Source organism: Crocosphaera chwakensis CCY0110 (assembly GCF_000169335.1).
Lineage (GTDB): Bacteria > Cyanobacteriota > Cyanobacteriia > Cyanobacteriales > Microcystaceae > Crocosphaera > Crocosphaera chwakensis.
Map to the genome: position 1 here is coordinate 1 of NZ_AAXW01000052.1, position 13,098 is coordinate 13,098.

General features: G+C 40.5%; 10 protein-coding genes. All 10 read left to right on the forward strand.

Features of this window, described 5'->3' with window-relative positions:
- Positions 1 to 1,064: 1,064 nt before the first annotated feature.
- Positions 1,065 to 4,667, forward strand: a complete 3,603-nt coding sequence (locus tag CY0110_RS21725; protein WP_008277718.1) for a DUF3987 domain-containing protein — start codon at positions 1,065 to 1,067, stop codon at positions 4,665 to 4,667.
- 496 nt (positions 4,668 to 5,163) lie between these two features.
- Positions 5,164 to 5,445, forward strand: a complete 282-nt coding sequence (locus tag CY0110_RS21730; protein ID WP_232285777.1) for a hypothetical protein — start codon at positions 5,164 to 5,166, stop codon at positions 5,443 to 5,445.
- Positions 5,446 to 5,597: 152 nt separating this feature from the next.
- The gene (locus CY0110_RS21735; protein ID WP_232285778.1) at positions 5,598 to 5,987 is read left to right on the forward strand and encodes a DUF2493 domain-containing protein; all 390 of its coding nucleotides are present in this window, start codon (positions 5,598 to 5,600) and stop codon (positions 5,985 to 5,987) included.
- Between the two features lie 95 nt (positions 5,988 to 6,082).
- Positions 6,083 to 6,727, forward strand: coding sequence for a hypothetical protein (locus CY0110_RS21740; RefSeq protein WP_035800303.1), 645 nt, complete (start codon positions 6,083 to 6,085; stop codon positions 6,725 to 6,727).
- Positions 6,728 to 6,831: 104 nt separating this feature from the next.
- Positions 6,832 to 7,419, forward strand: a complete 588-nt coding sequence (locus CY0110_RS21745) for a TerD family protein (protein WP_008277724.1) — start codon at positions 6,832 to 6,834, stop codon at positions 7,417 to 7,419.
- A gap of 490 nt (positions 7,420 to 7,909) precedes the next feature.
- The gene (locus CY0110_RS21750) at positions 7,910 to 8,392 is read left to right on the forward strand and encodes a hypothetical protein (RefSeq protein WP_008277725.1); all 483 of its coding nucleotides are present in this window, start codon (positions 7,910 to 7,912) and stop codon (positions 8,390 to 8,392) included.
- 322 nt (positions 8,393 to 8,714) lie between these two features.
- Entirely contained in the window at positions 8,715 to 8,948 is a 234-nt protein-coding gene (locus CY0110_RS21760; RefSeq protein WP_008277727.1) for a hypothetical protein, read from the forward strand.
- A 166-nt stretch (positions 8,949 to 9,114) separates the two neighbouring features.
- Positions 9,115 to 10,770, forward strand: coding sequence for an ATP-binding protein (locus tag CY0110_RS21765; protein WP_008277728.1), 1,656 nt, complete (start codon positions 9,115 to 9,117; stop codon positions 10,768 to 10,770).
- A 245-nt stretch (positions 10,771 to 11,015) separates the two neighbouring features.
- Positions 11,016 to 12,137 carry a DNA polymerase III subunit gamma/tau gene (gene dnaX, locus CY0110_RS21770; protein WP_008277729.1) on the forward strand — a complete coding sequence of 374 codons (1,122 nt, stop codon included), beginning with the start codon at positions 11,016 to 11,018 and terminating at the stop codon, positions 12,135 to 12,137.
- Position 12,138: 1 nt separating this feature from the next.
- Entirely contained in the window at positions 12,139 to 13,044 is a 906-nt protein-coding gene (gene holA / locus CY0110_RS21775; protein WP_008277732.1) for a DNA polymerase III subunit delta, read from the forward strand.
- Positions 13,045 to 13,098 lie beyond the last annotated feature (54 nt).

The following is a 13,098-nucleotide window of genomic DNA, read 5'->3' on the forward strand; positions in this document are numbered from 1 at the left end:
TTTGATAGTAAGGTTTATGGTTCATGATACAAAAAGTCAATGAAAACGCTATCGATATTCACGAATTAAGTACAGTAGTATGTATCAATTCGACAAACTTTTAAATCACGGTTTTTCTTACTTTTTACCCATTGAGGCAAAAAAGAGGGAAAGACTAATTAATCTTTCCCTCTACCCCAACGCCTTAAAAGTGGAAAAAGATAGCTTATTTAACATAAGCTAACCCCAGATGGTGATTTAGGGGTACAATAGTTGATATCTTACACGCTTTAATGCAGAAGATTATGTCCACTCAGAGATTTACAGACAAAAGAAGCCATATAAATGCCGAAACGCCGTCGGCTTGGGGAAGTTTGACGGACGTTTCTGATATAGGTTTCTCCCTGGGCACTCTCTGTTTCGTCAAAGGAGGTGACTTATAGAAGAGTAGGAAGTATTAAATTTTTGAGGCGGTTAGCGTTGCGACGCTAAAGCTATAAATTTTTAGCCACAACACCTTTATGATAAGCGAAAGTTGTGGTCTACGCAATCTTTTTGTCAAAATTTTAGGCTTGATGCGAAATAAGAGCGTTAATTAGCGAAAAAAGGCTTATTTGTTGAAAATCTTACTATCAAGTGAGGTATGCTTTTCATGCTTATTTTTTAAGCATGAAAGAACATCATTCAATAAATCAACTAAGCATAGACTAGCGGTGTCATTTGTCGTCACCGAAGCAGACTTTTTGATCGCATAGTTACCAGCAGTAGCTATTCAATTGAAAAAAGAAGAAAAGAAGCTGGAATGCTTTGTTATCGTGTCTTAATCTCGAATGAACTCACTACCAAAGTAATCAGTTGATGTCATTGAGAATGGCAACAACAACCAAAGCTGGAAAAAAATCATATTCCAGCCCCATAATACACATCTTTTAAATCCTATCTTTGGTTGCAGGGAAATAGTAGAGATTGAGATCACAAATAAGGAACATCGTTAATAACAGCCAATCCTTAGTTAAGGCTATGATCCTTAGATAACGGGTATCTCCAGCAGTCCATCCCCACAAAACTGTAAGGAGAAAAAAATTATGAAATTTCCTGAAATTGATCGCAACCTTGCTCAACGTCAACTAGCTCTCTTAGGACACAACATCAACAAACCTGTGTACTTGCGGTTTTTCTATCCAAGTGACGACCCTCGCAAAGATGGGGACAAGGGACGCAAAGCAGATCGAATTAATTGGAAAGAGATCGAAGCCTACCAACAACAAGGCCGTGGAGCTTATGTGGTAGTAAATGGGGGTGGACATAAAAACTCAGATGTGACCCAAGGAACTGCAATTTTTATTGAGCATGATGACCTAGAAAAAGATATCCAACGCGAACTTTGGAAAACATTGGAACTCGCCGAACCAACATTTCAAGTCGATACAGGTGGCAAGTCGATCCACTCCTATTGGGTATTTGATGAACCGGTTGCCATAGAGAAATGGTCACAGTTGCAAAGGGATCTCTTAGAATATGCCGATGGCGATCGCTCGATTAAAAACCCTGCGCGAGTGATGAGGTTAGCTGGGGGGTGGCACATATCCTATGATGAAAATGGCAACCCTATCTATAACCAAACCAAGATCATCTCTGCGTCAGCAAAGACTTATAGTTTTGAAGAGTTAAGAGAAATCATCCCAGATCAAAAAGAACGGCTACCCCTAGTAGAAGCAGCCAACCACCGTGATTTTGTCAACAATGTTTCAGACAATTTAAGCACGTCTAGTTTACCACGACATCCTGACCAGATCAGAATTCCCGTACCAGCACCCGTTCCGTTGTTGCAATGTTGCCGAAAAGAAGTTAGGGACTGGGTGGCTACAGGAGTTCCCAAGGGCTGTAAACGAAACGATACAGCGATTAATGTAGGTTTAGAACTCATTGCGGTTGAGGGATACTTGCAAACCATCGGGCAAAGTTACAGTGATTCGGCGGCGGGCTTATTCAACGAATTCTGTCAACGTAGTGGGATGACGGCATCAGAAGAAGCAGAACGTTACCAATGGTGCCAAAAGACTAATAGTGACCCTAGTTGCCCACCAGAAGCCATAGAAGCGTGTATCAGGGGTTGGTATTGGAAGGAAGTAGTTCAACCTCAAAGACCCAGAAATAACACACAGTACAACCCTCAACAACAGGGGACAGCGAACAATAAAGACAGTGAAGAAAAACCCAAAATCAATCTCCTCGATGCAGTCAAAAAGATATTGACGGAATTTCCTCAAGATTCCTTGCAGCATATAGCCTTAATGAATCTGTCGGCCCAAACCGGTTACGCTTATCGTGAATTGGAACGATTAGCTCGAACCATCGAACGAGAAGAAACACTCGATGAAGAAACAGCAGAAGCGATCGCATCTTTAGGAAGCAATCTCAATCTACATTGCTCAAGATTAGATATTAGCAAATACTTAGAGAGTAACTTTGCAGCATTAATGCTTGATGCTGCTAATGCCATTCCTACTGCACCCGAATATTTATTTAATACGGTGTTGCCAGCCGTAGCTTCCCGTGGAGGAACCAGTTCAAGAATAGTAGCTAATCCCTCCGGAGGCTATGTGCAACCGTTAATCTTTTGGACTGGCAATGTAGCCCACTCAGGACAGGCGAAAACGCCACCGCAACAGATTGTTATACAACCCCTATTGGATTTAGAAGAGGACGGGAACCAACAATATGAATTAGAACAACATATATATGAACACGACAAATCAGGAGAAATGGATGCACCGACAAGGAAACGATACGTTCTCAGTGACACCACCTTGTCCACTAAAGTTCGCATACACGCTGAAAATAAACGAGGCTTATTGGAGTATATCGATGAATTAGCCAGTGATTACCGTCGTCTTAATCAATTTAAGAAAGGCCAAGGGGATGATAGAGAACAAGAACTAGCCCTGTTTAATGGCGGCCATGTGAGTTATGACCGTAGCGATACTAGATTGTTTATCAGACGAACCGCTCTCAGTAAAACCGGAAGTATTCAATGGGATACCTTAGCCCAATTAATGAATAATGAGGGGTTTGTTGAATCAGGGTACATGGCCCGCTTCCTTTTATGCAGTATCGGGGAAGCTCCTCCAAGACTACTTAATTTACTCTCTGAAAATGATGGGGTTCAAAAGTTCCAAAAAGCTTTGCGATCGCTCTACGAACAAATGGGAAAATTACCCAAACAAGATTACTTGTTAGATTACGATGCTAAGGTACTTTTCCAAGCATGGAACCATACCCTTGTCGATGCCACCCGTCGAGAATCTAACTTTGGGTTTAGCTTAGTTTACGCAAAGATTGAGACTTATACTTTGCGCGTGGCTTTATGGTTGCATCTGGTTAATTCTCTACTGAGAGGAGAAAAACCGAAATTAGTAGTGAATGGTCAAACCATGAAAGATGCCATCGAAATCACGTCTTTTTATTTAGGTCAACAAAAATTAATTTGGGCCCATAACGATCCCCATAACAAGTTAGAAGGAATGTTGCTCAAGATTCATACCAGCGCACGAGAATTTTATCAGCAAACGAAGAAGGGGGTTAGTGCATCCTGGGCCAAACAAAAATTCAATGCTCTCAAAAAAATAGCCACTGACAAAATTCGCCATAAGTATTTTCAAGTGTTAGCCAGTTGTGGTTATGGGGAATTACAAGGATCTGGTAAATCAATGCGCTATGTACCCTATCAAGAACGATTAGTTATTAATGGTCTAAATGAGTCTAAAAAACTTGGTGAAAATAATATGTTAGGTGAAAACTTGGGGGCATCACCAAGTTCTGTAACTAATATACAATCAGCTTTTCAAGAAAAAGTTGGTGAAGTTGATGACTTGACTTACCTCAAGATTTTTGAACTAATTGATGTTGAAAATAAAAAACAAGAGTACGTAAATTCTACTTGTTCAAATGAGCCTATAAAAGATCACCAAAACACCAATAAATCTGATACGAATCTTGATGCTACAAGCATTTTAGACATTGATGACCCCCCTCAAACCCCTCACCAACCACCAAATATCAATGCAGACATCGAGTGGTTATTAAAGGTGCTGGATGATTTAGAAAATAATTCTCGACACTATACGACATCTGAGCAAGATTCCTTGTTGTCGGAAGTCAGCGCAAAAACTGATCTTCATGATGAAACCTTAAGAGCCATTTGTCCTGATTATGGCGATCGCTTTATCGCTGCCTTGGATAAAGCCACTGAAACGGCACCACCGACACTCGATGAACTAAAATCCCTGCTATTAGCTTGTCAAAGTTGGGTCCAACTCAAACAGGTACAAAAGCAACACCCAGAACAAGCAAAAGCCGCGTACACGGACATGGACTCTGATAAGCAACGTCAAATCGATGCGATCGCTGCCACTGAAGTTAATCAGGAGGTCTACAAATATGTAGGCCCACAGAGAAAAGTCGATGGAGTGGAAATACAACCCGGAACTTTAGTCTACTTAGATCCCCAATCAGGCAATAAAAACCGTCCTCACCTAAAAGTCCGTCTGTTGCAAGGCATTAACCAAGGCTGGCAGAAAGTAGTCGAGATATCTCGTGATGCCCTGCAAGCTGTCGAAAAAGCCGTTAACGATGGGTTAGATGTCATCGAAGGGCAACAGAGTAATCTACTCGACGAACTTAGCTAAAAGACGCAACTATGACAAAACAATCGAAAGACAAGGCTTCTGCAAAACAGTCCAAGCAGGAGCCACAGGATACTATTACCCAAGTTTTAAAAGAAAAGTTAGAAAAAAAGCTTTCAGCAAGTGGATAATAAATATTAATTAAATCACCATTATCTAAATTAATAGTAGTCAAAGTTCCAAAATCATTTTTTAGAGGTCTAGGAGTAAAAGTTTTAACCTAACTTTATTCAAAAATAATCAGATTGATATGATCAATAAACCAATTAAGCAAAAGAAAATGTTTTTTGAATTTTTTCTATATAACCCTTACAAATAGTTTAAATATTAATATATAATCTATCAAAAAGTATAGTTAAAATATTCAAAAGTTTGTTAACATTTTGAATAGTAAAAGAATTTGTGTATAGAAAAAGATACTAATAAATCCATAAAAATAGAAACATCAAAATAAAACTGAAAATACTATTAAATTTTACTTTACATCTACATGAAAATAATGAATAAACAAGAAAATAGCTTAAACTTGCCTCCGACTATACCTAATTTTAGAAAAGAATTAGAACAAGCGATTATGTTACTTGGAAACAGAGTACAAACAGACTTAAAAGATAAAACTAAGAAAAAGTTAATAAAATTAGTGGGGGAGTATCCCACTAAAGAAACAGCGTATGAATGGAAACTATCGCTAAAGCAAATAGTTAAAAAGGAGAAAGATCAAAAGAAACTTCTTCTGATTGTAATTACGTCAAGTACAAATATGATCTATCTCCAGAAATAATAACACCTTATGAATCAGCTGAATTCATCGACCCTTTAGTACAATTGGCTTTATCAAAAGTGGATTGGAAACTATTAACAAAGCGATTCTTAAAAACTTTAAATCTTGAAATTCGTAGCTAGCGCTTATTAGCAAAAAATTAAGAGTAACAAATGATGTTAAAAGTTGTTATTGCTGCAAGTGATGGATTTGGAGATTATTATTTATTAGAGCGATCACTAGATAAAATTCTTCAAAACTACACCGACATCGAATTGGTTTCCCTCCACTCCAAATCTCTGAATCGGATTATTGATCTTTATGCTCGGAAACGAGAAATACTCACACGCCGATTTGTGCCCAACTTACTCAATCACGGCGAAAACGCCAAAAATATCGTTATTGAAGAAGTCATCGAATACGCTTCTCACGCTATTTTATTCGTCGACGAAAACGAGGAATTAGACACCGTATTGGCAAAGATTCGAGACAGTGGCTTACATTGGAGGGCCATTAAATATAAGGATGTACTCGCTGATAAACTTTATAATCAAAAAGCTTAGTGACAATCCCTCTGGTATGGTCGGCACCCTGTTGTTGTGTTTTTATTCCTAGTTCTAGCTATATAATAATAGTAAAATAGCTAGAACTAAGTATCATGCCTATAAAACAATGCGCCTACGGCTTTAACTGCGGTTCAATGATGATGCAATGGGATTTAAAGCCAGAAGATTGCCCTAACAAAGATGTCTGCGGAATAATCACAAAATTAACCGAAGAAGAAGAAATCGAACTCTATCAGGCTCGATTAGAGAATAATCGCCGCATTGTAGAAAGAATTCGGGTTAATCAAGAACAAGCAGCTTCGTCCCTTCTTCTTAGCAGAGGGGATGCCCAAACTCCTGAAAGTTTAGGAGTAACAGACACTTTAGCCGAACTTCAAACAGCAATTTCTTTGCTAGAATCAACGATCAATGAACTAGATGAAGGATACATCGCTCCTGTCGGAGTAGAAGCGCATCGGTACACCGTAAAACGCCCTTATGGGTGTTACGAATACAATAAGCTAACCGCAAAGGATGCTATTTTCGAGCCGCAAATTAAGCGCAATAAAGTAAAGGTTATTCATCTTTCCAAAGACGACGATCAGCGAAATATCAAAGGCAGAGCCGGTATAGAAAAAAGAAACAGACTCCTGGCCATCAAGAGACAAATCAAAGCCGCGACTGAATTACTGAATGAGGCTAGAGAAGATGCTAGTAGAGAATCAATCGAGGAAGCAGTCGCTAGGAAAATGACCTAATAATAGTCTCTAGTTCTAGCTATTTGTATTAATATAAATAGCTAGAACTAATGACGCTAGCGCGTGGGTAATTTGACCATTAATCAAACCGAGGTTACATAATCGTGATCGAATTAACCAAAGGAATCGAACTCGACTTAGAAAAAGCATTACCTGAACTGGTTGCCGCCATGTTAGGAATGGGTTGGGATGTCAACAAAGACGATAACCCCGATACCACAGAAGATGACTTCGATTTAGACGCATCCGTCTTTATGCTGAATAAGTCTGAAAAGTTACCTGATAAACATCACGTGGTTTATTACAATAATCTGAAATCCCCTGATAGTAAGACTTCGATTGAACACATGGGGGACAACTTAACGGGATTCGGCGGAGGAGACGACGAAGTTATCTTGTTCGATCTCCGAAAAGTCCCTGATAATATTCATAAGCTGGTTATCACGGTAACTATCCATCGGGCTCAAGAACGAAATCATAATTTTGGCATGGTCGAAAATGCTTTCTTAAGAGTAGTCGATGTGAGTTCCAAAGAAGAAGTCTTACGTTATGATTTGGACGATGAGTTCTCCTTAGAAACCTCTGTAATCTTAGCTGAGATTTATCGCACAGACACTGGATGGGCAATCAAGGCACTTGCCCAAGGCATTGACGGTGGACTCAACGAGTTGGGCAGCAAGTATACCGCGTAATTCTTTGCAAACCCTCTTAGCAACAGACTTTTAGACCTCCGCAGCAACCTCTATTTTTCTTATAGAATACTGACGTTGTTGCGGATATCAGTTACAAAATCCATTAGCTACAGAGTTACCTACAACGTTATGGGTAACTCTATATTTTTAGCAAAGATATTCGATTGCCGATAATGCCAAAAATATCGGTATTACTCTCTTTGGGGCTTCCGCAGCACTGTCTATTTTTCTTATAAATAATAGACCCTGCTGCGGAACTATCGAACGTTTATCAGTTACGGAATCGAAGCTGATATAACTTAGGTGATAACTTTCTCCGTCTACGAATCGTAGACTGGTTTAGAATGCGACTACTTCAAGACTCTCATTTGCTTTAGCGATAAGAAGATCAATAACAGATTCACTTATAACGCCAATCCTTTTCGAGAAAGTTTTAGTCATGTTGTTCTACCACTAGCGTTGGTTGGTCTGATTGTTAGAAAGAATCAAAATGCCAAAAACTAGAGAATTATCAGACAAAATTCCCGTGGGGCGGCTCATTGTCCAGAAAGCTTGTCTTGAAGTCGCCATGGATAGATTAAATGAAATCTACGAGGGAAACGAGATTGCTGCTTCTATTCTGTTAGAGTTGCAAATGGCTGCTAAATTAGCAGAGGTCTTTAACGATACGTGGTCCTCAATTTACTGGCTAGAAGCAAGGAAACGAACCCGCGATCGCGTAAAAATGACCCTGAAAGACATAGCAGCAAAAATAATCGACCACGTAGAAGAAGCTATGACGCTGTTTGATGAGCTTTGCGATGAGCAAGATGCAAATCCGACTCTCGACATAAGAGATGGTTGGATAGGGTTCAAGGCAGGGCTTGAGTTACTCTATTTCCGAGACCTTAAGTATCACGATGAGTTTGTCAAAGAAAACTCCATTGAATATCTGCCTCTGATACGACTCATCGAAGAGGATTCCACGAAATGAAAGAGATTACCAAAATATGTCTTAATCTTCCATCCGAAGCCTTTGTATTAGGTCTTGGATTCAGTAGCATCATCAGCTTGGTTTTATTTACTTGGCTACTTAACTACGAAATCAAGTATGGAAACCCACCGAGTCTTAGTGACTTTATTAATGAGTTTGTCTTTTTTGTAGGATTTATCGGGGTAGGCTGCTTTCTAGCAAGACTAGCCCACCTGACAATGAATCAAATACTAAACAGTTAAATTCATAATGCGAAAAAGTAGCCAAGAAACGACAAGCTAGCGCCAACCAAAGTGAAAAGTAAGCCTAAAGGAGCAAACCGATGGAATATCTAAGAGAACACGTAGTCGATTACCTAGCAAACCATCCTGAATTAGTATCACCTTTTACAAGAGGGGATGAAGAAGCATTAGAAACGGTAATAGAAAGTACCGAATTGCAGATTTTTATCAGTGAACAAAGAGACGGGAACCCAACAGATAGTGACTATGACTGGCTAACCGATTCTGTCTGGGAACTGAGCGAGGACAAAACACTTATCGATGCGATCGCCTGACAAAGTTTCCGCAGCAAGGACTATTTTATATAACAAAAATAGAACTTGCTGCGGAAGCTAGATCCCTTACCCCGTAAATAATAGAGAGTAATACGCCTTAATGTTTCATCACCTTTTTTTTGCTAGCGCAAATGTAATTTGAGAAAAAATTACGTGAGGGCATTTCATGCAAACCTTTAAAGTCACCATCGATAGCCAAGTTCTAGAAAAAGCAAAACACTTCTTCAATTCAGGATTGAGCGATATTCTTAACGAACTTCTACAAAACTCCCGCAGATCAGGAGCCACCTGTGTGTGGATTAGAACCTACACCGAAGACGATATGTGCTTTTGTTCTGTCATGGACGATGGAGAAGGAATCTTCAAAGATGATGTCAGAATAGCTCTCGGAGGAAGTGATTGGGACTCTAGCATCCAAGAATCAGAAAATCCAGCCGGGTGTGGACTATTCTCGTTAGCAAACCGAGGATGCCGAATTGAGTCTAGTGGTAAAAGAGTAGAAGTAAGTTCAGAAGCTTTTACCGGGAAAATTCCAGTAGCAATCGAAGAGACTGAATTTAGTAACGGAACAAGAATTGATTTTGTGCTTAACACTGAAGAAGTCGAAAGCCTTGAAGATGTTGTCATTAACGCTACAAAATACTACCCATTACCTGTGTATTACCAACGAAACAAGGTAAAACGAGGTAATTTTTTAGAAGGCACTTTGTTTATCAAGGAATGGTCAGGGCTAAGAATTGGTGTGGTTGAAGAAACGTATTGTTGGCATGACGGAGAAATCAATTTTCATGGTCTTACCGTAGAATACAAATTTACTCACATTCTTCTCAGTAAAGCCCGTGAGATATACCGAGTAAGATACCTCACCACACGGGTCGAGGTGGTTGACTGCCCTGATTTAAAGCTCGTATTACCCGCTCGTAAAGAAGTCGTGCAAAACGAGTTCTTAGATGAACTCCAGACCGAGTGTGAACGCACTATTTACGAGTATATTCGCACGTTAAGCGCACACCGACTCCCCTATCAGTCATGGGAAAAAGCAAAGTGGTTAGGGGTTGACCTGCCTGAAGCAGAAGCCAAGTTATATACCTGGGTTCCAGAATGCCTGGATAATTACAGTGACAATAATGGAGAATTAGTCGAAGTCGATAGCCAATGTCAATTAGTAGACGTTAATGACGAAACCTATGACCTTGCTGATTACCATGTATTCGATCATGCGTGGAACCAATCAGGGAAGGGTACTCTCTTAGAGCCGGACTCCGATTATTCAGGGTACTCTTGGTACAAAGCGTTGACCAAAATCGTAGACTTTTCTGTCATTGTCCAAGTAGGGGAGGAGAAAGAACCTTTAGAGCGGTGCATGGGAAGTACCAAGTTTCAGCGCCCTGATGATATCAGAATCATTTACTTCACTTTGGACAAAGAAGGAGATAAAGAACCATTACCCCAGAAAATTCATACCGACATTGCTTTCATTTCTGAGCTCGACGACGGAATTTGGGGCGGGATTGAGGATGTTAGCTTGCTCGTAACCAAAAATAGCCAAACGAGTGCCGAGATACTTAATTGCCTCTTGATGGATGTTTACTTTACCACAAGCGAATGTACAGACGAATTTAGCTATGAAACCCAACGAGAAATGTTTTCAAGCGAGATTAATCAACTAATCAACCTAGTGCTACATGATGAAGACTTTGCTAATAAACAAAAGATCGCAGAGTTGGCGCAGAAATTCTTAGCATGGGAAACACCACACGGGAAAACCACTCAAATTACTATCAAACCCGGAGGAAATGTCGCGGTTGAATTCATCGACTAGACAAGAAAGGAGAGGCTTTGGCCTCTTCCTTTTTTTTCAGCAAAATTCCGACGAAAGCAAGCACGAAAAACCGACTAAGTTTAGGGCATTATAAATTAAACTCTATCTCAGACTGGGTAAGGATCATAACCTTCCGCAGCAGTTACTATTTTTCTTATACAAAATTGTGGTTGCTGCGGGTAGCTTTTGATCTGTCAGGAGCCTAGCGGCTGGTCATCTTGATAAAGATATTAGGAGTCAGTCTTATGCCCAACGTAAAAACGAAACAGGCTTTTCAACCATGGCACTTAAAATACCGCCCCCAATCAATCAATGATTTGACCGGGCAAGATTCAGTACAAAAGGTATTGACCCGATTGATCGCTGAAGATTCCGTACCTCAAGCCTTGTTGTTATCTGGGCCTAAAGGCACAGGGAAAACCAGCACGGCTCGGATTATTGCCATGAGTCTCAACTGCGAAAAGGGTGTAACCACTACTCCCTGTGGTGAGTGCAAGAATTGCCAAGCCATACAGAACGGTAACAGTTTGGACGTCGTAGAGCTTGATGCGGCGTCTCATAATGGCGTAGATGATATCAGAAAGCTCGTCGCCGATGCGAGCTATGCTCCGTTCTCTGCTCGTACCCGTGTGTTTATCATTGATGAAGCCCATCAACTTAGCAATTCTGCACAAAATGCCTTTCTCAAGACCCTTGAGGAACCTAACAACCATACGAAGTTCTTGCTAGCAACTACTGAGCCCCACAAAATGTTAGAAACGGTCAGGAGTCGGTGTTTACCCCTTCGCTTTAGACCGATTTCACAAAGCGAAGTAGCCAAGCGATTAGAAGAAATTGCTAAGAATGAAGGGTTTTCCATCGATGATAGCTGCTTACAGGCGATCGCCAGGAGTTCTAAAGGGGGGATGCGCGATTCTATTCAACTTCTCTTTGAGGTGTTTTGCCACAAAGAAGGAGACGAGCCACTCAAAGTCGATAAAGTCTATGAGGTTACTAAAGCACTGAATCCCACACAAGTTGAATTCTTGCTATCGGCGGTAGCCAAAGGTGATAGCTACAATTTGGTACGCTGTTGTCAAAAGATTGAGGAGTCAGCCCTCGATATCAACAAAGTCTTTGATAGCTTGTTAACTGCTTGGACAGACGTTATGGCAGTTGTCCTAGGAGCTAACCCGAAGCAAATTGCTAAAACCTCAATCTTAGGTACAGAGAACTTAGAAGCACTCAGTCAGAAACTCGACCTAACCACGCTAACAGTAGGGTTAGAAAAGTTAGACCAAGCTGAAAGACGCATTGCGACCTCTTCTAACAGTAGTCGCTGGCTTCTAGCTACTTTGTTGTCCTTAGTTAGTGCTGGAGGTGAATAATATGCTCTATGTCATCGCAGGAGACGACGCCTTCCGAAAGTCAGAAAAGATTGCAGAAATCATCAAAGTAGGAGGCTGCGAACGATTTAATGTCACTACCCTCGAAGACGCTATCAGCGATGCACTGAGTCTAGGGCTGTTTTCAAAGAAAGCAATGGTATTTGAGGGTAAGGAGATCCCTTACAAGGACTCTAAGCCCTTAGAGCCGTTACTAACTATTGAAAACGTTGTCATTCTCGACGTAACTACTGTAGATGGTCGTACCAAGCTAGGCAAATGGCTAAACAAACAAAAGTGTGTTGAAAGAATCAACGCGCTAAACCAATTCCAAGAGGATAAAATCAAAGCCGAACTAGCGATGCGATCGCTTAAATTGGGACTTGATCTAAGTATCCATGCTAAACAGTATTTATTAGAAGCGGTTGGGCCGGATATTGGAAGAATGCAAAGAGAACTAGAGCTAATCAAAGCCTATTTCGGTGAAGATCAGGTGCTTGCCACAGAATTACCAGCGTTAGTGCCAGATTATGCACAAAACAGTTACCAACTGGCAAAAGCCTTGACTGAAGAACCAGAAACAGTCTACGAACGCACTCAAAGTTTAATTAACCTTGGTATTCATCCCTTACAAATCCTGGCAACGCTAATAAATCGCATTGAAAAGCTAATGCTTACCGCCATTGGTTTAGAGTCGGGGTTAAAGAGAGAAAAGATAGCAGAGGAACTGCTGCACCTGCCCGATAACGGACGAGTATTCTACTTAATTAAAGACGTAGAATACCTTTCAGCAAAGCAACTACAATTCGCCTTTGTGGAGTTATGTGGGCTAACCCATCGACTGAAACGAGGCACTCGTTCCGAGAGACTTCCTCTTGAATTGGCATTGATTGCCTCAAAATTAGCTTAATGATCCAATAGCTAGGTTTTAGACCTGGCTCTTTTTTTTGTTAAGCTAGCGCAA

Bases quoted from the DNA above. Each gene is read 5' to 3' on its own strand.
- CY0110_RS21735 (WP_232285778.1), top strand. From the start codon at position 5,598: ATGATGTTAAAAGTTGTTATTGCTGCAAGTGATGGATTTGGAGATTAT.
- holA (WP_008277732.1), top strand. From the start codon at position 12,139: ATGCTCTATGTCATCGCAGGAGACGACGCCTTCCGAAAGTCAGAAAAG.
- CY0110_RS21765 (WP_008277728.1), top strand. From the start codon at position 9,115: ATGCAAACCTTTAAAGTCACCATCGATAGCCAAGTTCTAGAAAAAGCA.
- CY0110_RS21760 (WP_008277727.1), top strand. From the start codon at position 8,715: ATGGAATATCTAAGAGAACACGTAGTCGATTACCTAGCAAACCATCCT.
- CY0110_RS21725 (WP_008277718.1), top strand. From the start codon at position 1,065: ATGAAATTTCCTGAAATTGATCGCAACCTTGCTCAACGTCAACTAGCT.
- CY0110_RS21730 (WP_232285777.1), top strand. From the start codon at position 5,164: ATGAATAAACAAGAAAATAGCTTAAACTTGCCTCCGACTATACCTAAT.
- dnaX (WP_008277729.1), top strand. From the start codon at position 11,016: ATGCCCAACGTAAAAACGAAACAGGCTTTTCAACCATGGCACTTAAAA.
- CY0110_RS21740 (WP_035800303.1), top strand. From the start codon at position 6,083: ATGCCTATAAAACAATGCGCCTACGGCTTTAACTGCGGTTCAATGATG.
- CY0110_RS21750 (WP_008277725.1), top strand. From the start codon at position 7,910: ATGCCAAAAACTAGAGAATTATCAGACAAAATTCCCGTGGGGCGGCTC.